Source organism: Streptomyces subrutilus, assembly GCF_001746425.1.
In the GTDB taxonomy this organism is placed as follows: domain Bacteria; phylum Actinomycetota; class Actinomycetes; order Streptomycetales; family Streptomycetaceae; genus Streptomyces; species Streptomyces subrutilus_A.
In genome coordinates, this window is record NZ_MEHK01000001.1 from 1,257,318 (window position 1) to 1,280,283 (window position 22,966).

Consider the following 22,966-nt stretch of genomic DNA (forward strand, 5'->3'; position numbering starts at 1 on the left):
ACATGCCCCGCTACGTGATCCTCGTCGACCCCTACTCCGGCGCGGCCGAGTACGCGAACGCCTTCCGGGAGCGAGACGTCGAGCCGGTGGCCGTGCTCAGCACGCCCGGTCCGCTGAACTCCTACCGGCGTACGTGGAATCCGGACGCCTTCTTCCGTACGCACTACCACGACGGTGACTTCGAGGAGCTCCTCCGGACGGTGAAGGGATACGACCCGGTCGCCATCGTCCCGGGGAACGAGTCCGCGGTGATGCTGGTCGACGCCCTGATCGAGCGGCTGATGCCGGGCACGGGCAACGTGTTCGAGCTGTCCGAAGCCCGACGTGACAAATGGCCCATGGGCCAGGCGGTCGCGGCCGCCGGCATCGCGCATCTGCGCCAGATCGCCACCGACGACCCCGAGGAGGTCGCCGCGTGGATCCGGGACAACGGCCTCGAGGGCCGGCCGCTGGTGCTCAAGCCCCGCCGCAGCGGGGGCACGGACGACGTGCACAAGGTCGGTGCGCGGGAGGACTGGCGGCCGTACTTCGAGCGGCTCCTCGGCTCGGTCAACCGCTTCGACATCCGCAACGACACCGTCCTGGTGCAGGAGTTCGCCGAGGGCACGGAGTACATCGTCGACACGTACTCGGTCGACGGGCAGTTCGGGCTGGTCTCGGTCAGCCGCTACAGCAAGTCGGCGAAGAACGACCGGATCGGGATCTACGACGCGGTCGACTACCTGGCCCCGCAGGACCCGGTCGCGGTGATGCTGGGCGAGTACACCCGGCAGGTGGCGCAGGCGGTCGGGATCCGTACCGGCTGCACGCACACGGAGGTCATGCTCACGGCCGACGGCCCGCGGCTGATCGAGACGGCCGCGCGGCTGGCCGGGAGCTGTCTGCAGTACTCGGCGCGCCTGGCCACCGGGGACTGCCAGATCGACCGCACGGTCCGCCACCACCTCGACGGCACGTTCACGCCGGGCTACGAGATCGTGCGGCCGGTGCGCGTGGTGTGGCTGTCCAGCCCGCGCGAGGGGATCTTGCGCAACGCCGAGGCCCTGGACGCGGTCCGGGACCTGCCCTCCTTCCAGCGGCTGGGCCTGCCGTACGCCAACGGCGAGCTGGTGCCCTGTACCGAGGACCTGTTCACCAGCCTGGGCTGGGTCATCCTCGCGGGCCCGAGTCAGGAATCCGTTGACGCGGACACGGTGCGTGTCAAGGAGATCGAGGCACAGCTGACCGTGGAACCCGTCTGACGGGGGCCCGAGGGGGGCGGGGGGAGGGAAGGGGCGGGGTGGGAATTCGGACACCCCGCCCCTTCCCGTATGGGACGAGAGTCCTATGGTGAGGTGGAATTGGCCGGACTAGGGTGGCCCTCACCTGATCAAATTCGGAATGAATATGCAACGTAATGTTGCCGATCGGTCAAGAGGGCGAGGGGCAGACGGTGGAGCCGGTTGCGTGGGTCGGAGGAAGTTCTCCAGAGCACGAGAGGATCATCGGCTGGCAGGCCCCACCACTGAAATTCGGGGTCGGTGCCACGCGGGAAATCGGCTACGAACTGCGCAGGGCCGGGGTCCGGTCGGTCCTGCTGGTGACCGACCGGGTCCTGGCCGGCCTCGGCCTGCCGGCCCGGGTCGCCAAGCTCATCGAGCAGGAGGGCATCGCGGTCTCGGTCTTCGACCGCACCCAGGTGGAGCCCACCGACGAGAGCGTCACCCGGGCCGCCCTCGAACTGGCCCCGCTCCGGGTGGACGGCTTCGTCGGCCTCGGCGGCGGCAGCGCGATCGACACCGCCAAGATGCTCAACCTGCTGCTCACTTACCCCGGCCGGTCGGTGCGCGACTACCTGAACGCGCCGATCGGCATCGGGGCGAGGATCCCCGGGCCGCTGAAACCGCTGGTGGCGGTTCCCACCACGGCCGGCAGCGGGAGCGAGTGCACCGCCATGGTCGCCCTCGGCGTCAGTGGCCTGAACGTGAAGACGGGGATCAGCGATCTGCGGCTGCTGCCGTCCCTGGCCCTGATCGATCCGGCCAACACCCTCACCCTGCCGCCGGAGGTCACCGCCTCCTCGGGGTACGACGTGCTGACGCACGCCTGCGAGTCGTATACCGCCCGCCCCTACGACCGGCGTCCGCCCTACCCCGCGCCCGCCGACCGGCCGCTGTACGTCGGCGCCAACCCGATCAGCGACGTATGGGTGGAGCAGGCGCTGCGACTGGTCGGCCGCTACCTCCGGCGGGCCGTGCTCAACCCCGACGATCTGGAAGCCCGGATCGGGATGAGCCAGGCGGCGAGCTATGCGGGAATGGGATTCGGCAATGCCGGAACCCATATTCCACACGCCTGCGCCTATCCGATAGCCGGACTGGTGCGCGACTACCGTCCGGAGGGATACGCGGTCGATCACGCAATGGTGCCGCACGGCGCCGCAGTCGTCTCCACGGCGCCGGCCGCATTCGAATTCACCTATCCGACGTCTCCCGAACGACACCTGCGCGCGGCCGAGTTGCTCGGAGCCGATCTCGGCGGGGTGTCGACGGCGCACGGTGCGGATGTACTTCCGGCCACATTGCAGCAGCTGGTGGCGGACACCGGCGGTCCGGGCGGCCTTGCGTCCTTCGGCTATTCGGGCAAGGATCTCCCTGCACTTGTCGAGGGTGCGCTCAAACAGCAGCGCCTTCTGGTGTGCTGCCCGCGCGATGTCGCCGCTCATGATCTGAAGAGAATTCTCGACGGTTCGATGACCGGCTGACGACGAGTGTTGCGGTCCCCCACGCAAGGAGCTTGAGGCCCCCGTGAGCGAAGCAGACTTAACCGAGTACACGGCCGTCATCGCGGGAAAGAAGGTCCCCGCGACTGCGTGGATCGACGTCCTCGATCCGTCGGACGGCCGCCCTTTCGCACGAGTGGCCCGCTGCGGCGCGGCCGAGGTCGCGGACGCCGTGGACGCCGCGCGGCACACGTACGAGTCCGCCTGGCGGTTCGCCACGGTGGCGGAGCGGTCCGGGGTGTGCCGCCGGATCGCCGCGGCGATCCGGGCCGAGCGCTCGGAACTGGCCAGACTGGAGACCCTGGACACCGGCAAGCCGCTGAGCCAGTCGCTGGTCGATGCCGACGTCGCCGCGCGCTACTTCGAGTTCTACGCCGGCGCCGTGGAGGCACTGGGCGGTGAAACGATCCTTCATCAGGCGGACCGGTTCGCCTTCACCCTGCGGGAGCCGTACGGGGTGTGCGGGCACATCATCCCGTGGAACTACCCCCTGCAGATCGCAGCCAGGACCGTCGCACCCGCCCTCGCGGCCGGAAACTGCTGTGTGCTCAAGCCGGCGGAGGACGCGCCGTTGACCTCGCTCCGTCTGGCGGACATCGTTTTGGAAGCAGGACTCCCGGCGGGCGCGCTGAACGTCGTGCCGGGCTACGGAGAGGAGGCAGGTGCAGCACTGGCCGCGCATCCCGGCGTGGACCGGCTGGCCTTCACGGGTTCGCGGGAGATCGGCGAGGCCGTGATGACCGCGGCCGCGCGCAACATCGTTCCGGTCACCCTGGAGCTCGGGGGCAAGTCCCCGCACATCGTTCTTCCCGACGCCGACACCGCGCGAGCGGTACCGCTGATCGTCGACTCGATCACCGAGCACGCGGGGCAGAACTGCTCGGCCGGCAGCCGGCTGCTCGTCCACCGGTCCGTGCACGGGGAGCTCGTGGCGGCCCTCACGCAGGCGTTCCGCGCCCTGCGCGTCGGCCCGGGGATCGGCGATCCCGACATGGGACCGCTCATCTCCGCGAAGCAGCGCGACAGGGTGCTCGGCTACCTGGCCGAGGGCAGCAGGGACGCCGTGGTCCGCACCGGCGGCAAGGCGCCCGGGGGCGCGGCCCACGCGCGGGGGTTCTACGTGGAACCCACCATCCTGGACCACGTGACGCCCGAGCACCGGGTGTTCCACGAGGAGATCTTCGGCCCGGTCCTGTGCGTATCGGTCTTCGACACCCTGGACGAAGCCGTCGGGCTCGCGGAGAACACCACCTACGGGCTGGCCGCCGGGGTGTGGACGTCCGACGTGACCACCGCCCACTGGCTCGCCCAGCGGCTGCGCGTGGGGCAGGTGTTCGTGAACAACTACAGCGCGGCCGGCGGCGTGGAGCTTCCCTTCGGGGGATACAAGCGCTCGGGGATAGGCGTCGAGAAGGGGCTGGAGGCGCTGCGGGAATACACGCGGTGCAAGACGGTCGCCATACACACCCAGCTTCCTTCTTGAGCCGTCACCGAAAGGAAAAGAGCGGTTCGGTTATCACATCTGCATTATCTGCATTTAGGGAGTGCACCTGATGGCACGTGTCGTGCAGAGGCGAGTCGTGGAGTTGAGTGGCAAGAGGTGCTGTGAATCCTGCGGTGCGCCGCCGCAGCCCGTTACGGCTCTGGCCGAAGCGGTCGACAGGATGCACAAGGCGCTCGGCGAGGTGCAGGACGCGCTGGAAGCCCAGGAGCAGATGATCGAGGACCTGCGCACGGACACCGGTGACGCGCAGCGGACGGACCCCGACCCCGTGAGCCTCCCCGCGGATCCGACGTCCCGGGAACCCCTTTCCTCCCTGACGGCGCGCGAGCGGGAGATTCTGGTCCTCGTCTCCCAGGGCAAGTCGAACCGGAGGGTGGCCAGTTCGCTCGGCATATCGGAGAAGACGGTGCGGAATCATTTATCCGCCGTCTTCTCGAAGGTCGGCGCCTCTGATCGGACACAGGCCGTCGTCATGGGAATCCGCGGCGGTATCGTCTCGATCGGCGAGTGATTGCGGGATGCATGCCGTCAGTGTGCGGGAGCTTTTGGCCACCTGACAGTGGTGGGACTGTCAGAACACCACGAATCCCTGCCACATTGGGTCCCATGCTGAAGAACGTAGCCGCTGTGCTACTCGACAACGTCCACCCGTTCGAGCTGGGCGTCGTATGCGAGGTGTTCGGGATCGACCGCCAGGAGGAGGGGCTGCCGGCCTACGACTTCGCGCTGGTCGCCGCGGAATCCGCGTCCGTGCGAGCGGTCCCCGGATTCACCATCAGCACGCCGTACGGCCTCGACCGGCTCGCGGACGCGGATCTCATCGCCATCCCCGTCGGGGACGACTTCCACACCAGGGACTTCCCACCGGACCTCCTGGAGGCCCTGCGCCAGGCGGTGGCGCGCGGTGCCCGGGTGCTCAGCGTCTGCGTGGGGGCCTTCGTCCTGGGGGCGGCCGGGCTGCTCGACGGGCGGCGCTGCACCACGCACTGGCGCTACGCCGCGGCGCTCGCCGAGCGGTACCCGAAGGCCGAGGTCGAGCCGGGCGTCCTGTACGTCGACGAGGATCCGGTCTTCACCTCGGCCGGCACCTCGGCGGGCATCGACGCCGCGCTGCACCTGGTGCGCAAGCTCCAGGGCAGCGATGTCGCCAATGCCATCGCCCGGCGCATGGTCGTCCCCCCGCACCGGGACGGCGGCCAGGCCCAGTACATCGAACGGCCGGTGGCGGAGTACCGGGAGGACGGGGTGCGCGACGTGCTGGCCTGGGCCGAGGAGCACCTGGACCAGGAGATCAGCGTCGAGCAGCTGTCGGCCCTGGCCTGCATGTCGCCGCGCACCTTCGCCCGCCGCTTCCGGATGGAGACCGGCACCACCCCGTACCGCTGGCTGCTGGCGCAGCGGGTCCTGAGCGCCCAGCGGCTCCTGGAGAACACGGACGAGACGATGGAGGCGGTGGCCGCCCGTACGGGGTTCCCCAACGCTGCCGCCCTGCGCCACCAGTTCGTGCGCTCGCTCAACACCACCCCGAACGCCTACCGGCGTGCCTTCCGGGGTTCTCTGACCTGACCGACACACGCCGCGCCCGCGCGGGCGCGAACAGGAGGACGGGAATGCTGCGCATCGCGATAGTCGGCGCCACCGGCGCCGTGGGCAGGGAGTGCCTGGCCCTGCTCGACGGCGGGATCGTGCCGGTGGAGCGGGTGGTACCGGTCGGGTCGGCGCGCAGCGTCGGACGGGACCTGGGCGCCGAGCAGGCGCTGTCCCTGCCGCTGGCCCCGCTGGTGACCGTCGAGGAACTCGACCCGCGGGACTTGGACGTGGCCGTCTTCTGCGCGGGGGCCGACGTCAGCAGCCGGGAGGCGGAACGGCTGGCCGATGCCGGCGTGCTGATCGTCGACAACAGCTCCGCGTTCCGCATGCGGCCGGACGTGCCGCTCGTCGTCCCGCAGGTCAACCCCGGCGCCCTCGCGGTCCGGCCGGCCTCCAACCTCGTGGCGAACCCGAACTGCTCGACCATCCAGATGGTGCGCGCCCTCCAGCCGTTGCACGAACTCGCCACCCTGGACAGCGTCGTGGTGGCCACCTACCAGGCCGCTTCCGGGGGCGGGGTGCGGGGGCTGGAGGAACTGGCCGAGGGATCGCGCAGGATCCTGGACGACCCCGGGGCGCAGGGCGAGGCGGGCGGGCGGTTCGGGCAGCCGCTGCCCTTCAGCCTCGTGCCCGAGATCGGCCTCCAGGACGACCAGGGGCTCACCCACGAAGAGCGCAAACTCGTCCGCGAGCCGCGCAAGATACTCGGCCTGCCCGGACTGCGGGTGAGCGCCACGGCGGTGCGGGTGCCGGTCTTCCACTGCCACTCCGAGGCGGTGCACGTCAGACTGCGCGAACCGGTCACCACCGCCGCGGTCGAGAAGGCACTGGCGGCCACCGAGGGGCTGCGGGTGTACACCCGGTCGGACAGTCCCTCGTACCCCATGCCCCGCTCCGTCTTCGCCCGGCCCGAGGACCGGGCGCTGGTGCACGTCGGGCGCATCCGGGTGGAGCCGGAGGACCCGCGGGCCGTGGCGGTGTGGGTGGTCGCGGACAACCTGTGGGTCGGCGCGGCGCTCAACGCCCTGCAGATCGTGGAACTCTCGGTGAAGAACGGGTGGCTGGGGTGAGCGGCGTGTCGTCCGGCGGCGCCGGGCCGGACCGGGGTCCGCTGGTGATGAAGTTCGGCGGATCCGCCTTCGCCGACCTGGACGGCTTCGCGCGGGTGGCCCGGTACACGGCCCGTCGGGCCGCGGAGGAGAAGCGCCCCGTGGTCGTCGTGGTGAGTGCCATGTCGGGCACCACGGGCAGGCTCCAGCAGACCCTCGGCGCGCTGGCCGACGATCCGCCCGCGCCGGTCGCCGCCATGCTGCTGACCAGCGGCGAGACGGTGAGCGTCGCCCTGCTCGCGGCCGCCCTCGACGCCGTGGGCGTGCCCGCGCTGCCGCTGACGGCGGCCGGCACCGGGCTGCTGGGCGAGGGGCCGGCCGACCGGGCTGGGCTGGTCCGGGCCGATCCCGGGGTGCTGCTGTCGGGACTGGAGGACAGCCCGGTCCTGGTGGTCCCGGGCGGGCAGGCGGTCGACGCGGCCGGCCGGACCGTCATGCTGGGCCGCAACAGCTCCGACCTGTCGGCGGCGGCGATGGCCGGGGCGCTGGGCGCCGGTACCTGCGTGCTCTTCTCCGACGTGCCCGGCGTGTGCACCGCGGACCCCTACCTGGTGCCGGCCGCGCGGACCCTGGCGGAGATCAGCTACGAGGGTGTGCGGCGCATGTCGCGCCACGGCGCCAAGGTCGTGCACGAGAGCGCCGTGGACTGGGCGGAGCGCGGCGGCGTACGGCTGCACTGCCGCCCCTTCCCGTGGGCCGACGGCGCGGGCGGGGCGGGGACCGTGGTCGGCGAGGGTCCGGAGGCCGCCGCGGTGGTCGCGCACAAGAGCAGCGACGTCTGGCGCTTCCGGTCCGGGCCGGAGCGGCGGGCGGCGGCGCGGGGGCTGCTGGCGGACGGGCTGCGGACCATTGAGTTCGACTCGGCGAGCGGCCCCTATCTGGTGGTGCCCGCCGGGGGCCGGGGCACGGCGGCCCGTCTCGGGGGCGGGCGGCGGCACGACGACCTCTGCCTGATCACCACGGTGCACGCGGACGGCCGGGCCGAGCACGTCCTGGTGTCCCGCGCCGACGCCGACGCCGAGGCCCGCCGGTGCCACGCCCTGCTCTACCCGGACCCCGGCCCGGACCTGGTGGGCGCCGCGCAGCCGGACCGGGCGGGCGCCCCGGCCCCGGCGGCCGCAGCGCCGGCCAAGGCGCGCTCCCCGCACAGCGACGTCCTGTTCGGCGCACCGCAACCCCGAGGATCCGCAGGTCCCCGCGATCGGTGACGAGCTCGCCGCGTGGCCTGAAGGCGCCGGCGGGTGAACCAACTCCCCTGTTTTTCACCGGCGTTGTTCACCCAGGGTTGGCCGGACTGTGCGCCAATGGCCAACCGGGCGGTGGAGGCTGCGGCTTCGGGGTGGCGCTGACGTGCTGGGGGGCATGGGTGGTTGTCGGGGAGAGACCGGTCGTCGAGGAGCCGCGGCTGGTCGTACGGCGCCGGTCGTCCGGCTCCTGGTCGCGGCGGGGCCTGCTGTTGTTCTTCCTGCCCGCGCTGGCCACCGTACTGACGGGGCTGGCCACGCTGGCGGTGTCGGGCAACCTGCTGCTGCCCTTCGACAGCGTCGTGGTCCTCGAGGGCAAGATGGCTTCGAAGCGGGACTTCTTCGAGGACGAGGAGGTCCAGCGGATCCTGCTTAAACACCGCGTGAAGGTCCACATCACCAGTTCGGGCTCGCGCGAGGTCGCCCTGCGGGACCTCGCCTCCTTCGACTTCGTCTTCCCCTCCGGCCAGCCGGCCGGGGACCTGATCACCGGCGTACGCGCGGGGGCCGGCCAGTACGCCAAGGTGCACCGCCCCTTCGTGAGCCCGATCGTGCTCGCGACCTACCGGGAGTACGCCGAGACCCTGCACGACGCCGGCATCGCCGGCCCGCTGCCCGCGGAGGGCGGGAACCAGCCGCTCTACTACTCGCTGGACATGCAGAAGTTCCTCGACCACATCGACCGGGGACAGCGCTGGAACGACCTCGGCATCCGCCGGCACGGGATCTCCAACGCCAACCGGATCGTCGCCCAGAGCCCCGACGTGTGCAGCTCCAACTCGGCCGGGACCTATCTGGCACCGAGGAGGGCCTCGACGCGCTGATCACCTACGAGTCCGAGCTGCTCGCGCTCAACCGGGCGGGCACCCCGCGCGTTCCGCTGGAGGTCGTCTACCCGAAGGACGGCATCGTGCTGTCCGACTACCCGCTGATGCTGCTGGATCCGGCCAAACGGGCCGCCTACGACCGGTTGGCGGCCTGGCTCCGCAGCGAGCCGGTACAGCGCCAGATCATGGAGCGCACGCTGCGCCGGCCGGTCGACCCCGGCCTCACCCGCGTGCCCGGCCTGCGCGCCCCGCTGGGCAACGCCCTGTACTTCCCGGACAGCCAGGCGGTCGTCGACCGGCTGCTGGCCGACTACGCCGAGGCTCGCGACGGCCGCCCGGTGCGGGTGATCTTCCTGCTGGACTTCTCCCGGTCCATGCGCGGGGAGCGCATCGAGAGCCTGCGCGCCACGATCGCCGGGCTCAGCGGCGCGGACGGCTCCAGCTCCGGCAAGTTCACCCGGTTCCACCGGGGCGAGACCCTCACGGTGGTGCGCTTCGGCGGCCGCGTGCTGGACGAGCGGAGCGTGACCTACACCGGGGCGCCCGACCTGGAGCGGCTGCGCGCGATGGTCGCCGACGACGGCTTCGACACGAGCACCGCCGTGTGGTCGGCCCTGGACCACGGCTACCGGACGGCGGCCGACGCGGTGGCGAAGGACGCCGGGCAGCGTGTCTCGATCGTGCTCATGACGGACGGCGAGAACAACGCCGGGATCGGCCTCGACGCGTTCCTCGCGCGGTACGCGGCCCTGCCGCCGGCCGTGCGCGCGGTCCGTACGTACACCGTCCGGTACGGGGAGGCCGACCCGCGGGAGCTCGACCGGGCCGCCCGCGCCACCGGCGGGCACATGGCGGACGCCACCGGCCAGTCCCTTTCGAGCGCCTTCAAGGAGATCCGTGGGTGTCACGAGTGAAGCGTGGTGGGCCGTGTGGTGGCCCTGGATGCTGCTGTGGGCGGCCACCGGGGCGGGCCTCGCGGCGCTCCTGGCGGTAGCGGTGCTGGGGGTGGTCCGGGCCCGGCGGGCCGCCGTCCAGGACATCACCGACGGCATCTGCTTCTACCTGCACGACAAGACGGTCATGGACCACTACCAGATGCGCGGGTACACGGCCGCCCTGCGCAAGGAGGTGGAGCAGCGCACCAGCGACAGCAAGGACGGCACCGTCCGCGCGAAGGTCTTCGGCGTCGGAGCGGACGGCGGCCGCAGGGAGAACACCGAGATCGTCAGCCGCTACATGGAGGTCGCGGAGCCCATCTCGGTGATCGGCCTGATCATGAAGGTGCTGGAGCAGAAGCGCGTCATCGTGCACGTCGACCTGCCGAGCCAGTCCGTCACCCGCAGCCCGGCGCTGCTGCGGTCGGCCTCCGGCGGGCAGAGCGCCGTCCGGTTGCGCGACATCGAGGGCTTCGTTCTGATCCGGGGCCGGTTCCGCGCGACCGGTGACGACCCGGAGCGTGCCGGCTCCACCGTGTTCCTGGCCCCGTACGGCGATCCGGCCGACCCCTCCCGGGGGCCCCGGGTCCGGGTCACCTGCGCCACGGAGGGCCTGCGCAACCAGGTCCCCCGGGGCACCTTCTCGGCCCGCTGCCTGGGCAAGGTCCAGGAGTGGAACCCCGACGAGGGGGTCCTGGAGGTCCAGGCGATGGCCATCTTCCGCTAGCCGGCGTCCCGCGCCGCCTCGTACGGAAGCGCGGCCACCGCCCTTCGACTCATGTGGACGGCACCCACGCCGCGGGCCTGATCCGCGCGGCCGGAGCGGACCGATGGCTCGAAAGGGCCCTGCCCGGAAGCCGGTTTCCCCCTATAAGCTTGTCCACCGTCATCAACTCATGTGGATGCGCGGGATACGGGGGCGCGCGGGGAACCGCGTGCATGGGCTTCGACGTCAGGAGAGAATGCGTTGGTCACCCTCCGTCTGACCGTCGGGGACCTGTCGCGCATACGCGTCATCGGCACGCTGGGAGCGGAGTTCGAATCGCGCCTCGCGGAGCTGAGATACGCGGCGCCGCTCGAGGACGAGTTCAGCGAGTGGCGCCGGCAGGTGGAGCGGAGACTGCACCGCGTCTCCACGGCCGCCGCCCCCGCCCCGCCGCCCGCGCCCCGCGCCCCGGCGGGCCCCTCCCCCGACGGCGGGCACTTCCGCGCCACGGCCGTCGAACCGTTCTGGGGGCGCATCCGAGGCCATCTGGAGACGCAGCGCGAACTGTTGGGGCGGACGGCCCTGGCGGACGGCGTGGAAAGCGCGCTCAGCCGGCTCCACCCGGCGATCGACTGGGACGCGCCCTACCTCCGGGTGGACAACGGGCAGGACGCCCGGGAGATCCGCCTCACCGGCGACGGGATCGCCCTCACCCCCTCCCTGTTCGCCTGCCGCCCGCTCGTCCTGGAGCCGGACAGCAGCCGGCGGGGGCTGACCACGCTGGTCTACAACGTGCCGCTCGACAGCGAGTCGGCCGCCTGCCTGTGGCAGGGCGAGGAGGACGGCGCCGCCGCGCTGCGGGCGCTGCTCGGGCACACCCGGGCGAGCGTGCTCGAAAGCGTCCGCGTGCCCGGCTCCACCGGCGACATCTCCCGGCGCCTGCACATCTCGAAACCGTCCGCGGGCCAGCACGTCAGCGTGCTCCGGCGGTCCGGGCTGGTGGCGACGGAGCGCCGGAGCAACCTCGCCGTCCACCGCCTCACCCACCTCGGCGAAGCCGTTCTCGGCCGGCCGGCCGTGCGCGCCGGGCCGTCAACCGCGCTCCGCTAAAGTGCGCCTTCGAAGATGGAGGCACGGCGCATGACCCACCCCGACGACAAGCCGACCAGCAGCCTGGCCGACAAGCTGAACCACCTGTTCACCACCACCGCCCCGGCCGGGCGCGGGCCTTACACGGGCGAGGAAGCCGCCCGCGCCATCACGGCGTCCGGCATTCCCATCTCGGGCAGCTACATCTGGCTGCTGCGCAAGGGCCGGCGCGACAATCCGACGATGCGGCACGTCGAGGGGCTCGCGAAGTTCTTCGGCGTGCCGCCCGCCTACTTCTTCGACGACGAGGTGACCGCCACCGTCGACTCCGAACTGGCCCTCCTGGCCGCCATGCGCGACACCAAGGTCCAGCGGGTCGCGCTCAGGACCGCCGGCCTGTCGGAGAGGAGCATGCGATCGATCAACGAACTGATAGAGCGCGTACGGGAGCTGGAGGGTCTCGCGGAGGACCCGCCGGAATCCGGGAGCCCCGCCGGAGGCTGACCAACGGCCCCTCTCGAAGCGCTCGACAGGTCCCTCCTGGCGCAAACCCGCCTGTTCCAGCCGGGGCAACTGTGCTGGGGTAGAACTCGCGACGATCACCCGGGGGGATCAGGATGTCCAGCGGTGCAGCACCCAGTGCCGACGTGCTGTGATCGTCATGCGCTGGCGATCGAGATCCGGCGGCCCGGCCGCGGACCCGCTGGCCGAACGGTGCCGGGAGAAGGTACGGGCCCTGGGTCTGCCCCCCGGGGGGAAACCGACCCTCGGCGAACTGTGCGCCCACGTCGGCGCCCTGCGCCGGCGGGAGGTGCACATCGTCACCCTCACCCTCCCGTCCGCGGGGCCGCACGGCCTGTGGGTCGCCACCGAGACCCGGGACTACGTCTTCGCCGAGGAACGCCTGGTACCCGTCCACCAGCAGCAGGTGATCCTGCACGAGATCGGCCATGTCGTGTGCGACCACGACACCTCGCCCGTCCTGAGCGCCGACGCCTCGCGGCTGCTCATGCCCTCGCTCGACCCGGCGCTCGTACGAAGGGTCATGGGCCGTGAACACGGCGACTCCGAGGCCGAGCGGGAGGCGGAGCTGGTGGGCTCGCTCATCGGCGGGCTCATCGGCACGTGGAACGTCCAGCCCACCTGGAGCGTGCCGCCGGAAGCCCGGGAGATCGCCGAGCGGCTGAGCTCGCTGGAGGCGCCCATGCCACGGGACCGGGCTTGAACACCCTTCTCTATCCGCTCTGTTCCGTGGTGGCCCTGCTCGCCCTCGGCTACAAGGCCCGGGTCCTGAGGACGGACCGCTCGGTCCCCCAGGTCGCGCTGGTCGCCAACTTCCTGCTGCTCTTCGTCATCTTCACCGTGTCCACCCCGTCGGTGTGGGTGCGGGTCAGCGAGTTCGCCGGCATCGAGAACTTCTCCGGCCTGCTCACCCAGAGCTGCGTGATCATCATGACCGTCTGCCAGCAGCTCGTGCTGCTGCACTTCAGCCACGGCCCGGACGCGGCCCGCCGCAAGGCGGTCCCCCGTGTGGTGGCCCTCGGGCTGGTCCTGGTCGCCATGGCGGTGCTGTTCTTCGCGGCGTCGGCCCACGGCGAGGCGCCGCACGACTTCGCCGTCGCCCGGGCCCAGTTCACCCCCGCCTACCTCATCGTCTACCTCTCCGCGTTCACGGCGAACCAGGTGCAGGTCGGTGTGATGGGAGCGCGGTACGCCAGGATCGCGCCGTCCCCGTGGCTGCGCCGGGGCCTTCGCACGGTCGCCCTCGCCCTGCCCTTCGCGCTCGTCTACACGGGCGCCCGGACCGCCGACATCGTCGCGGCCCAGCTCGGGCACGACGGACGCGCCTGGGAGCCCGTCGCCCAGATCGGGGTGGCCATCGCCGTGATCGTCCAGACGACCGGCTGGATCCTGCCGGACTGGGGCCCCCACCTGACCTCCCTGCGCGACCGGTTGGGACACCGGACCGCCCTGCGCGCGCTGCGCCCCCTGCACCGGAGTCTGACCGAGCACGTACCGGAACCCGTCCTGCCGTTCACCCGGGCGCTCGACCTGCGGACCCGCCTGTACCGCATGGTGATCGAGATCCGCGACGCCCAGTGGGCCCTGCGCACCTGGATGGACGCGGACGTGGCACGGCTGGCGCGGCAGGACGCCGAGCGGGCCGGCCTGCGCGGGCAGGAGCTGGCGGCCGTGGTCGAGGCGGCGCAGCTCAGGAACGCGATCGACGCGAAGCGCCGCGACCGCCCGCCCCGGCGCCCGCCGCAGACGCCGGTGGCGGCGGCCCCCGGCGACCTCGCGGCCGAACTCGCCTTCCAGCGCAGACTGGCCCGCGCCATGTCCTCACCCCTCGCCGTCCGCTACGCCGACCACCCGAAGGCCCCCGGCACACCACGCAAGGAACCCGCATGACCCTGAACGCCGCCCCCACGGCACTCCCCCAGCCCTTCGGGCACGGCTTCCCGGCCGACCCGCACGCCGTGTACGCGCGGCTGCGCGCGATGGGCTCCGTGCACCGCGTCGCGCTGCCGGACGGCTCGCCGGTCTGGCTGGTGACCCGGGAGGCCGATGTCCGCCGGGGCCTCGCCGACCCCCGGCTGTCCGTCGACAAACGGCACTCCGGAACCGGCTTCAAGGGCTTCGCCCTTCCCCCGGCGCTCGACGCGAACCTGCTGAACATCGACGCGGAGGACCACCTGCGGCTGCGCCGCCTGGTGTCCCAGGGGTTCACCCCCCGCCATGTCGAAGCCCTGCGCGGCTCCGTCCAGGCGGCGGTGGACGCCGGGGTCGAGCGGCTGGCGGAGCGGCTGGCGGCCGAGGGCCGGGCCGACGTGGTCGAGGAGCTCGCCCGGCCCCTGCCCCTCACGGTCATCGGCGAGCTGCTCGCCGTGCCCGAGGCCGAGCGGGAGGCGTTCTCCGGCTGGGTCGCGGCCATGCTGACGCCGGCCTCCCGCGAGGAGCTCGCCTCCGCGATCGGGGCCGTCCACGGCTTCCTGCTGGACCTGGTGGCCCGGCGCCGGGCCCGGCCGGGTGACGACATCCTCTCGGACCTGATCGCGGCCAGGGACGACGAGGACCGGCTCAGCGAGAACGAGCTGGTGTCGCTGGCCTTCCTCCTCCTCATGGCCGGGAGCGAGAACGTCCAGCACCTGCTGGGCAACGGCCTGCTCACCCTGCTCACGCACCCGCGGGAGCTGGCGGCGCTGCGGGCCCGGCCCGAGCTGCTGCCTCAGGCCGTGGAGGAGCTCCTGCGCCACTCGCACGCGAACCACACCGCGATCCGGCGGTTCCCGACCGAGCCCGTCGACATCGGCGGAGTACGGATCCCCGCCGGGGACACGGTGCTGTTCTCCCTCGCCGCCGCCCACCGCGACCCGGCCCGCTACCCCGCGCCCGACCGGTTCGACCTCGACCGGGAGGACAAGGCCCACCTCGCGCTCGGCCACGGGCTGCACTACTGCCTCGGCGCGCCGCTGGCCCGCATGCAGGTCTCCGCGGCCCTCGGCACGCTGCTGCGCCGCCTGCCGTCCCTCCGGCTGGCGTGCGCGGCGGAGGAGGTCCCGTGGACGACCACCTTCAGGTTCCACGCCGTCCGGGAGCTGCCGGTCGCCGTGTCGGCGGACGGCGCCGTTACGCACAGGCCGGGCACAGCCCCCGATAGGTGACCTCGACCCCGGACACGGTGAAGCCGAACCGTTCCTCCGCGGGGAGCCCGGCCAGCGGGCCGGCCGTCGGGTGGACGTCGCGGATGAGGCCGCAGCGGGAGCAGACCAGGTGCTGGTGGGGGCGGTGCGCGTTCGGGTCGTAGCGCTTGGCCCGGCCGTCGGTGGAGACCTCCACCACCTCACCGAGGGTGACCAGCTCGCCCAGGGCGTTGTAGACGGTGGCCCGGGAGATCTCGGGCAGCAGCCGGGCGGCGCGGACGTGCACCTCGTCCGCCGTGAGGTGCACGTGCTCGCCGTCGAGGACCTCCGCGACGACCCGCCGCTGGGACGTCATCCGCCAGCCGCGGCCTCTCAGCCGTTCCAGCAGATCACTCATATCGGCTCACCCTTTTCAGGCTCGGCGGGATGTCCGTGTTCGCCGGGGCGTCGGAGATCCGATGGGATATTGGCTTGGTGTCCGTCTTGACTTGGACTCTGTCCATTGTAGGATCAGTTCCGTTGATAGCCAAGAGGATGAATGACCCCGAAGCGGCAGGAGTCATTCGAGACCGTCCGGGACGGTGACCACTCGGCGTCGAGCACCGCTGTCCGCCTGGTCCGGAAGGATTCCCATGTCTGAGAACCACGATGCAATCGTCGTAGACGCCAAAACGGAGGGCACCGGAGGCTGCCCCGTCGCCCACGAGCGCGCCCCGCACCCGACCCAGGGCGGCGGAAACCGCCAGTGGTGGCCGGAGCGCCTCAACCTGAGGATCCTCGCCAAGAACCCCGCCGTCGCCAATCCCCTGGGCGAGGAGTTCGACTACGCGGCCGCGTTCGAGGCCCTCGACCTCGCGGCGGTGAAGCGGGACATCGCCGAGGTCCTCACCAGCTCGCAGGACTGGTGGCCGGCCGACTTCGGCAACTACGGCCCGCTCATGATCCGTATGGCCTGGCACAGCGCGGGCACGTACCGCATCAGCGACGGCCGCGGCGGCGCCGGCGCCGGCCAGCAGCGCTTCGCCCCCCTGAACTCCTGGCCGGACAACGTCAACCTCGACAAGGCCCGCCGTCTGCTCTGGCCGGTCAAGCAGAAGTACGGCCAGTCCATCTCCTGGGCCGACCTCATGATCCTCACCGGCAATGTCGCCCTGGAGACGATGGGCTTCAAGACCTTCGGCTTCGCCGGCGGCCGCGCCGACGTGTGGGAGGCCGACGAGGACGTGTACTGGGGTCCCGAGACCACCTGGCTCGACGACCAGCGCTACACCGGCGACCGCGAGCTGGAGAGCCCGCTCGGCGCGGTCCAGATGGGCCTTATCTACGTCAACCCGGAGGGCCCGAACGGCAACCCGGACCCGGTCGCCGCGGCGCGCGACATCCGCGAGACGTTCCGCCGGATGGCGATGAACGACGAGGAGACCGTCGCCCTCATCGCCGGCGGCCACACCTTCGGCAAGGCGCACGGCGCCGGCCCGGCGGACCACGTCGGGGACGACGCCGAGGCCGCCCCGCTCGAGGCGCAGGGCTTCGGCTGGGCGAACTCCTTCAACTCCGGCAAGGGCGCAGACACGATCACCAGCGGCCTCGAGGTCACCTGGACCACCACCCCCGCCCAGTGGGGCCACGACTTCTTCAAGCACCTCTTCGAGTACGAGTACGAGCTCACCCGGAGCCCGGCCGGCGCGAACCAGTGGGTGGCGAAGAACGCCGAGGCGATCATCCCGGACGCGCACGACGCGTCGAAGAAGCACCTGCCCACCATGCTCACCACCGACCTGTCGCTGCGCTTCGACCCGGTCTACGAGCAGATCTCGCGGCGCTTCTACGAGAACCCCGACCAGTTCGCGGACGCCTTCGCCCGCGCCTGGTACAAGCTCACGCACCGCGACATGGGCCCGGTCGTGCGCTACCTCGGCCCGGAGGTCCCCTCCGAGACGCTGCTGTGGCAGGACCCGCTGCCGGCGCGTGAGGGCGAGGTCGTCGACGCGGCGGACATAGCCTCCCTCAAGGAGCGGATCCTCGCCTCGGACCTCACCATCGCGCAGCTGGTCTCCGCGGCCTGGGCCTCGGCCTCCTCCTTCCGCGGCAGCGACAAGCGCGGCGGCGCCAACGGCGCCCGCATCCGCCTGGAGCCGCAGCGCACCTGGGAGGTGAACAACCCGGACGACCTCGCGCAGGTGCTGCGTACCCTCGAGGGCATCCAGGAGTCCTTCAACACCGGTGTCAAGAAGGTCTCGCTGGCCGACCTGATCGTGCTCGCGGGCTCCGCGGCCGTGGAGAAGGCCGCCAAGGACGGCGGCGTCGAGATCGAGGTCCCGTTCACCCCGGGCCGTGTCGACGCCACGCAGGAGCAGACGGACGTCGAGTCGTTCGCCGCGCTCGAGCCGGCCGCCGACGGCTTCCGCAACTACGCCGGCAAGGGCAACCGACTGCCGGCCGAGTTCCTGCTGGTCGACCGGGCGAACCTGCTGACGGTCAGCGCTCCCGAGCTGACCGTGCTCGTCGGCGGTCTGCGCGTCCTCGGCGCCAACCACGGCGGGTCGAAGCACGGCGTCTTCACGGACACGCCGGGCACGCTGTCCAACGACTTCTTCGTCAACCTGCTCGACATGGGCACGACGTGGAAGTCGACGTCCTCGGCGCAGGACGAGTTCGAGGGCCGTGACGCCTCCGGCGCGGTCAAGTGGACCGGCACTCGTGCCGACCTGGTCTTCGGCTCGAACTCCGAGCTGCGGGCGCTCGCGGAGGTCTACGCGAGCGACGACGCGAAGGAGAAGTTCGTCAAGGACTTCGTCTCCGCGTGGGACAAGGTGATGAACCTCGACCGGTTCGACCTGGTCTGATCCCGCCGTCCGGGCCGGCTCCCCTCCGGGGGGCCGGCCCGGACGTGTTCGCGCACCCCTGAACCGCCTCGTGGGCCGCCTCCGTGCGGCCCACCACCATTCGGGGCCCGTCCGGGCGGCCCGTTCCTGGGGGTGGTGCGCGCGGATGACGGGTGGAGAGCTCCCATGTGCGGGTGGGGCGGGTGGCGTTGACTCGGGCATGGCCGACCGGCCGTGTACGGCGATTCCGACTCCGGCTCCACTCGACTTCCGAGGAGGTGACCCCGATGAGCGTACTCAAGCTCCAGAACCTGCAGCCCGTGGCGACGAACAACAGCGCTGCCGTCGTCAGTCTGACGAGCAGCAGCAGCACCTGCTGTTCCACCAAGCCGGTGTAACCCCGACGGCGACCGTACGGGGGCGCGCTGTGTCCCCGTACGGACCGCTGTCCCCGTTGCCACCAGCCGCGGCCGGCGGCGGCCCTCGGACGATCACAGAGGCGGACATGCGCGACGAACGCTGGGTCAACCGATTCCTCTTCGCCTGGAACGACACGCTGTTCTTCGACCCCCTCGACATCGCCTACGAGCCGAGGGCCGACCACTTCCTCGCCGGCCTCGACGAGCGGGCGCGGGCGCGGTTCGTCCGCAGCGGCATCTGGTGGAGCCACCGGCACCACCCGGACCTGCCGGCGCAGGGCTGGAAGATCCACGTGTCGGCGGGCCAGGGGACGGTGCGGGAGGTCGCCGCATCGGTGATCGCCCATCTGACGGCGCACGGGATCGACTTCAAGATCGCTCTCGATCTCAACATCTTCGAGATGCTCAACTCCAAGGCCATGTCCCGGGGCAGCGGCGGCAAGCTCGTCACCGTCTACCCGCGCGACGAGGAGGAGTTCCGGGCGTGCCTGGCCGACCTGGCCCGGATCCTGGAAGGCGTCGAGGGCGCCTACGTGCTGTCGGACCTGCGCTACCGCGACAGCAAGGCGCTCTACTTCCGCTACGGCCAGTTCCTCGACACGCACGCCGTCGACGTCCTGGGGCGGCGGGTGCCGCACGTCACCGGACCGGACGGGCCCGTCCCGGACGACCGGCGGCCCGGATACGCCCAGCCGTGGTGGGTCCCGTGGCCGTTCACCGACTGGAAGCCCGCCGAGGAGGACGAGGGGGAGGTGCTCCTCGGCGGCCGCTTCCGGGTGACCGGGGCGATCCAGTTCTCCAACAGCGGCGGTGTGTACACGGCCGTGGACACGGCGGACGGGGACCGGAAGGTGGTCCTCAAGGAGGCCCGCCCGCACACCAACATCAATCCGCGCCAGGACCACGACGCCGTGGACATCCTCGCCCGGGAGTGGCGGTTCCTGAACCGGCTGGCCGACGCGGGCTCGTTCCCGAAGCCGATCGCCGCCTTCCGGCACTGGGAACACCACTACATCGCGGAGGAGTTCGTCGAAGGCTCCGATGTCCGCTCCGTACTGCTCGAACGCAACCCGCTGGCCCGGCCGGAGTTCGACATCGACCGGTCCCGGGAGTTCCTGCGGATCTTCATCGCCGTCTTCCGCGGCCTGGCGACCGCCATCCAGGCCGCCCACGAACGACGGGTGATCCTGGGCGACTTCACCCCCGCGAACCTGCTCATCGACACCGACACATATCAGGTGACGATCGTCGACCTGGAGGCGTGCCGGCTGGCCGAGGCCGGGGCCGGGAGCGACGACGCGGCGCTGGAGAAGCCGGTCGAGCTGTTCACACCGGGGTTCAGCCTCTCCCGGAGCCTCTTCAAGGCCTCCGGATACGAGGGCGACCTCTACGGCCTGGCGACCACCATGGCCTACTTCATCTTCCCGATCGCGGCGATGTCGTACCTGCGCGAGGACGTCCTCGGCACCTACCGGATCTTCACCGACGCCCTGGGCTGGCCCGAGCTCGTCCACGAACTGATCACCGACCTGTCGCACGCGCGGATCACCCTCCCGGAGGTGCTCGAGGCCCTGGAGGACGAGACGGGGCTGATCGGCCGGGTCGAGGCCGCGCCCGTGCGGCCGGCGGCCGAGGAGGAGCTCGGTCTGGCGCGGGCGGAGGCCGGGGTGGCCGCGTTCGTCGAGGCCGTCGCCGACACCGGCCGGGCGACCCTCTTCCCCGTGGACCCCTTCGCGCACGTCACCAACCCGCTGAGCCTGGGCTTCGGGGCCGGCGGCGTCCTGTGGTCGCTGCACGCCTCGGGCATCGCGATCCGGCCCGAATGGCGCGCCTGGCTGCGCGACGAGCTGGCCCGCATGGACGTGGCGCAGTACCCGGACGGGCTGATGAGCGGCCTGGCCGGCATCGCCTGGGCGGCCGACTCCCTCGGGCTGGCGGCGCAGGCCAGGGAGCTGCTCGCCCAGGCCAACCGGCGTGCCCCCGAGACCGGCGACCACACCTTCTACTACGGCCTCGCCGGGCTGGGCATGACGAACCTGCGCTTCTTCCTGCGCGGCCACGACCCGCGCGACCTCGCCGCCGCCCGGGAGTGCGCCCGCGTGCTGTGCGCGGCCGCGCAGCGCGACGGCCGCCACGCCTACTGGCTGAACGAGTTCTCCTCCAAGGGCCCGCTGACCGGTCTGGGCTTCGGCCAGGCCGGTGTGGCGCTGTTCCTGCTGCGGATGCACCAGGTCACCGGGGAGGAGCGGTACGTGCGGCTCGGGCGGGACGCGCTCGCCTGGGAGATGGCCCACGCCAAGCCGCTGGAGCCGGACGTCCCCGGCAGTCCGGTCATGTTCGACCACGAGGGGACCATGGAGCCGTACGTGGAGGTGGGCTCCGCGGGCGTGGCGCAGGTGCTGCTGCGCTACGGGGACCTGGACTCCGCGCGGACCGTCCTGCGGGGGCTGGACGCGGGGCACTCGGTGCTGCCGGGGTACGCCTTCGGCATGAGCGGTGTCGCCGACGCGCTGCTGGACGCGGCCGAGTTCACCGGCGACCGCTCCTACCGCGACACCGCGCTGCGGCAGCTCGACTTCGTCCGGAAAGTGTTCCTCTTCGAGCCCGCCGAGCGCTTCGCGGTGCCGCGCCGGGACGGGGCGGCCCCGCTGGGCGTCCCGGGCGAGGGACTGCTGCGCTGTTCCTGCGACTACCTGACCGGTTCGGCGGGCGTCCTGCGGGTGCTGCACCGCGTGAACGGCGGTGGCCCGGCGGACTTCCTGCTGGACGAGGCCGCGCGGTGAAACAGCTGTGGCTCACGCTGAGCGGCCACCGGACCCGGTTCGTGGTGATCACGGCGGCCGAGGCGGCCACGGGCGGGCTGGAGGCGCTGCTGCACCCGCTCCTGCTCAAGGCCCTGTTCGACCAGGCGATCCTGGCCGCGGACTTCCGCCGGTTCCTCGTCCTGGGCGCCGGCTACCTGGTGCTGGGACTCACCCTCAACCTCGCGGGCTACGGGATCTCCGCGTGGCGCAAGCGGTGTGAGAACGCGTTCACGCTGGTGCTGGAGACGGAGCTGCTGGACCGCACGATCGCCCTGGACGGCCGAAAGGTCTCGGCGGCGGGCAACGCCTCGTACGTCAGCCGCATCCACAACGACGTCTCCGAGGGCGTCCTGCCGGCCGTGGACGTCTGCGTCCGCATCGCGCGGCAGGCCGTCGCCTCGCTGGTCTTCCTCGGTGTGCTGCTGTACCTGTCCTGGCAGGCCAGCCTGATCCTGCTGGTGATCGTGCCGCCCCTGGTGCTCGTGAGCAACCGGCTGGCCCGGCGCATCGAGGACAACACCGAGCCCGAACGCGAGGCGGAGGCGCGCTACATCAACCGGCTGACCCGGACGCTGGAGTCCTTCCACGCGCTCCGCGGCCTGCCGTCGCTGCTGCCGGGCACCCGCGCGGTCAACCAGGACGCGCTGCGCGGGTTCCTCGGCATCAAGTTCGTCAACTACCGTCTGTCGCTGCGCCAGAAGACCCTCAGCGACCTGGTCATGAACCTGTCGGACACTGCTTCGATGGTCATCGGCGCCTTCTTCGTCTTCACGGGCCGGATGTCCTTCGGCAGCTTCCTCGCCTTCGTGAACTCCCTGTGGCGGGCCGTCACCGGCATCTTCGACCTCGTCAACATGATCCCGCAGGCCCGCCGGAGCACCGCGGTCCTCAAGCGGATCCAGGCCCTGCGCGACTCCCGCGAGACCCCGTACCACGAGGAGGGAGCCCTGGTCCGGGTCCGCGGGGCGAAGGTCCGGTACGGCGAGGGGGACGGCGCCGGCGTGACGATCGGGGACTTCGAGCTGGCCGCGGGCGAGCACGTACTGCTGCGCGGCCCCAACGGCTGCGGCAAGAGCACCCTCCTGCACATCATCTCCGGGACGCTCGCCCCCGACGCCGGGGCGGTCACCTTGCCGCCCCGGGTGGCGAGCCTGACCCTTCCGGTGAACCTGCCGCCGCTGCCGGTACGCGAACTGGTCGCCGACGGGCGGCTGCGTACGGCGATGGGCTTGGACGGACTAGCCGACCAGCTGCCCTCGGAGCTGTCGTCCGGCCAGCGGCAGCGGGTCGGGGTCGCGGCGCTGCTGTGCGAGGACGCCGACGTGTACCTCGCCGACGAGCCGTTCTCGAACCTCGACGCGGACGGCAGGGGCCTGGTGCTGCGGACCCTGCGGGAGCGGACCGAGGGGCGCGCCCTCCTGGTCGTGCACCACGGGGACGAGGACCTCGACGGCCGCTTCGACCGCGTGGTGACCCTGGCGGCGGCGGACGCGCTCTCCTAGGGGGCCT

General features: G+C 71.7%; 20 protein-coding genes. 19 read left to right on the forward strand and 1 reads right to left on the reverse strand.

Annotated elements, in window-relative coordinates; genetic code table 11:
* Positions 1–2 precede the first annotated feature (2 nt).
* From BGK67_RS06630 to BGK67_RS06700, 15 genes are all read left to right on the forward strand, one after another.
* Complete coding sequence (locus BGK67_RS06630) at positions 3–1,241, forward strand: ATP-grasp domain-containing protein (RefSeq protein WP_069919031.1); 1,239 nt, start codon at positions 3–5, stop codon at positions 1,239–1,241.
* Positions 1,242–1,396: 155 nt separating this feature from the next.
* Entirely contained in the window at positions 1,397–2,743 is a 1,347-nt protein-coding gene (locus BGK67_RS06635; protein WP_079154053.1) for a hydroxyacid-oxoacid transhydrogenase, read from the forward strand.
* A gap of 43 nt (positions 2,744–2,786) precedes the next feature.
* A complete protein-coding gene (locus BGK67_RS06640) occupies positions 2,787–4,244 on the forward strand; it encodes an aldehyde dehydrogenase family protein (RefSeq protein WP_069919032.1) in 1,458 nt (485 codons plus the stop codon).
* A gap of 181 nt (positions 4,245–4,425) precedes the next feature.
* Entirely contained in the window at positions 4,426–4,776 is a 351-nt protein-coding gene (locus BGK67_RS06645; protein ID WP_208948657.1) for a helix-turn-helix domain-containing protein, read from the forward strand.
* A 95-nt stretch (positions 4,777–4,871) separates the two neighbouring features.
* Positions 4,872–5,831 (forward strand): GlxA family transcriptional regulator, encoded by a 960-nt coding sequence (locus BGK67_RS06650; protein ID WP_069919034.1) that lies wholly within the window; start codon positions 4,872–4,874, stop codon positions 5,829–5,831.
* 44 nt (positions 5,832–5,875) lie between these two features.
* On the forward strand, positions 5,876–6,925 hold the full coding sequence (locus BGK67_RS06655) for an aspartate-semialdehyde dehydrogenase (RefSeq protein WP_069919035.1): 1,050 nt from the start codon (positions 5,876–5,878) through the stop codon (positions 6,923–6,925).
* Complete coding sequence (locus BGK67_RS40700; protein WP_069919036.1) at positions 6,922–8,172, forward strand: amino acid kinase family protein; 1,251 nt, start codon at positions 6,922–6,924, stop codon at positions 8,170–8,172. Before BGK67_RS06655 ends, BGK67_RS40700 begins: the two co-directional genes overlap by 4 nt.
* Before the next feature lie 158 nt (positions 8,173–8,330).
* Entirely contained in the window at positions 8,331–9,032 is a 702-nt protein-coding gene (locus BGK67_RS06665) for a hypothetical protein (protein ID WP_208948658.1), read from the forward strand.
* Positions 8,975–9,949: a vWA domain-containing protein gene (locus tag BGK67_RS06670; RefSeq protein WP_069919037.1), complete on the forward strand. Its 975-nt coding sequence runs from the start codon at positions 8,975–8,977 to the stop codon at positions 9,947–9,949. The genes BGK67_RS06665 and BGK67_RS06670 overlap by 58 nt, the downstream gene beginning before the upstream one ends.
* The gene (locus BGK67_RS06675; RefSeq protein ID WP_167739548.1) at positions 9,933–10,697 is read left to right on the forward strand and encodes a hypothetical protein; all 765 of its coding nucleotides are present in this window, start codon (positions 9,933–9,935) and stop codon (positions 10,695–10,697) included. The genes BGK67_RS06670 and BGK67_RS06675 overlap by 17 nt, the downstream gene beginning before the upstream one ends.
* Before the next feature lie 240 nt (positions 10,698–10,937).
* The gene (locus tag BGK67_RS37425; protein ID WP_069919038.1) at positions 10,938–11,786 is read left to right on the forward strand and encodes an ArsR/SmtB family transcription factor; all 849 of its coding nucleotides are present in this window, start codon (positions 10,938–10,940) and stop codon (positions 11,784–11,786) included.
* 30 nt (positions 11,787–11,816) lie between these two features.
* On the forward strand, positions 11,817–12,269 hold the full coding sequence (locus tag BGK67_RS06685; protein WP_069919039.1) for a helix-turn-helix domain-containing protein: 453 nt from the start codon (positions 11,817–11,819) through the stop codon (positions 12,267–12,269).
* A gap of 157 nt (positions 12,270–12,426) precedes the next feature.
* A complete protein-coding gene (locus tag BGK67_RS38740) occupies positions 12,427–12,990 on the forward strand; it encodes a hypothetical protein (RefSeq protein ID WP_167739549.1) in 564 nt (187 codons plus the stop codon).
* A complete protein-coding gene (locus BGK67_RS06695) occupies positions 12,987–14,177 on the forward strand; it encodes an MAB_1171c family putative transporter (protein ID WP_069919040.1) in 1,191 nt (396 codons plus the stop codon). The genes BGK67_RS38740 and BGK67_RS06695 overlap by 4 nt, the downstream gene beginning before the upstream one ends.
* Positions 14,174–15,430: a cytochrome P450 family protein gene (locus tag BGK67_RS06700; RefSeq protein ID WP_069919041.1), complete on the forward strand. Its 1,257-nt coding sequence runs from the start codon at positions 14,174–14,176 to the stop codon at positions 15,428–15,430. The genes BGK67_RS06695 and BGK67_RS06700 overlap by 4 nt, the downstream gene beginning before the upstream one ends.
* Here BGK67_RS06700 and BGK67_RS06705 read toward each other — a convergent pair.
* The gene (locus BGK67_RS06705; RefSeq protein WP_069919042.1) at positions 15,396–15,806 is read right to left on the reverse strand and encodes a Fur family transcriptional regulator; all 411 of its coding nucleotides are present in this window, start codon (positions 15,804–15,806) and stop codon (positions 15,396–15,398) included. The genes BGK67_RS06700 and BGK67_RS06705 overlap by 35 nt on opposite strands.
* Positions 15,807–16,041: 235 nt before the next feature.
* Between BGK67_RS06705 and katG the strand changes: the two genes are divergently transcribed.
* The 4 genes from katG to BGK67_RS37445 all read left to right on the forward strand — a co-directional run bounded on the left by katG (position 16,042) and on the right by BGK67_RS37445 (position 22,959).
* Positions 16,042–18,255, forward strand: a complete 2,214-nt coding sequence (gene katG, locus BGK67_RS06710; protein ID WP_069919043.1) for a catalase/peroxidase HPI — start codon at positions 16,042–16,044, stop codon at positions 18,253–18,255.
* A 266-nt stretch (positions 18,256–18,521) separates the two neighbouring features.
* The gene (locus BGK67_RS39425) at positions 18,522–18,632 is read left to right on the forward strand and encodes a class III lanthipeptide (RefSeq protein ID WP_208948659.1); all 111 of its coding nucleotides are present in this window, start codon (positions 18,522–18,524) and stop codon (positions 18,630–18,632) included.
* 107 nt (positions 18,633–18,739) lie between these two features.
* Positions 18,740–21,436, forward strand: coding sequence for a class III lanthionine synthetase LanKC (lanKC, locus tag BGK67_RS37440; RefSeq protein ID WP_069919044.1), 2,697 nt, complete (start codon positions 18,740–18,742; stop codon positions 21,434–21,436).
* The gene (locus BGK67_RS37445; RefSeq protein ID WP_069919045.1) at positions 21,433–22,959 is read left to right on the forward strand and encodes an ATP-binding cassette domain-containing protein; all 1,527 of its coding nucleotides are present in this window, start codon (positions 21,433–21,435) and stop codon (positions 22,957–22,959) included. The genes lanKC and BGK67_RS37445 overlap by 4 nt, the downstream gene beginning before the upstream one ends.
* Positions 22,960–22,966: the final 7 nt, after the last annotated feature.

Coding starts and splice junctions, on each gene's coding strand:
- BGK67_RS06630 (WP_069919031.1), top strand. CDS start 3: ATGCCCCGCTACGTGATCCTCGTCGACCCCTACTCCGGCGCGGCCGAG.
- BGK67_RS06635 (WP_079154053.1), top strand. CDS start 1,397: ATGTTGCCGATCGGTCAAGAGGGCGAGGGGCAGACGGTGGAGCCGGTT.
- BGK67_RS06645 (WP_208948657.1), top strand. CDS start 4,426: ATGCACAAGGCGCTCGGCGAGGTGCAGGACGCGCTGGAAGCCCAGGAG.
- BGK67_RS06650 (WP_069919034.1), top strand. CDS start 4,872: ATGCTGAAGAACGTAGCCGCTGTGCTACTCGACAACGTCCACCCGTTC.
- BGK67_RS06655 (WP_069919035.1), top strand. CDS start 5,876: ATGCTGCGCATCGCGATAGTCGGCGCCACCGGCGCCGTGGGCAGGGAG.
- BGK67_RS06685 (WP_069919039.1), top strand. CDS start 11,817: ATGACCCACCCCGACGACAAGCCGACCAGCAGCCTGGCCGACAAGCTG.
- BGK67_RS38740 (WP_167739549.1), top strand. CDS start 12,427: ATGCGCTGGCGATCGAGATCCGGCGGCCCGGCCGCGGACCCGCTGGCC.
- BGK67_RS06700 (WP_069919041.1), top strand. CDS start 14,174: ATGACCCTGAACGCCGCCCCCACGGCACTCCCCCAGCCCTTCGGGCAC.
- BGK67_RS06705 (WP_069919042.1), bottom strand. CDS start 15,806: ATGAGTGATCTGCTGGAACGGCTGAGAGGCCGCGGCTGGCGGATGACG.
- katG (WP_069919043.1), top strand. CDS start 16,042: ATGTCTGAGAACCACGATGCAATCGTCGTAGACGCCAAAACGGAGGGC.
- BGK67_RS39425 (WP_208948659.1), top strand. CDS start 18,522: ATGAGCGTACTCAAGCTCCAGAACCTGCAGCCCGTGGCGACGAACAAC.
- lanKC (WP_069919044.1), top strand. CDS start 18,740: ATGCGCGACGAACGCTGGGTCAACCGATTCCTCTTCGCCTGGAACGAC.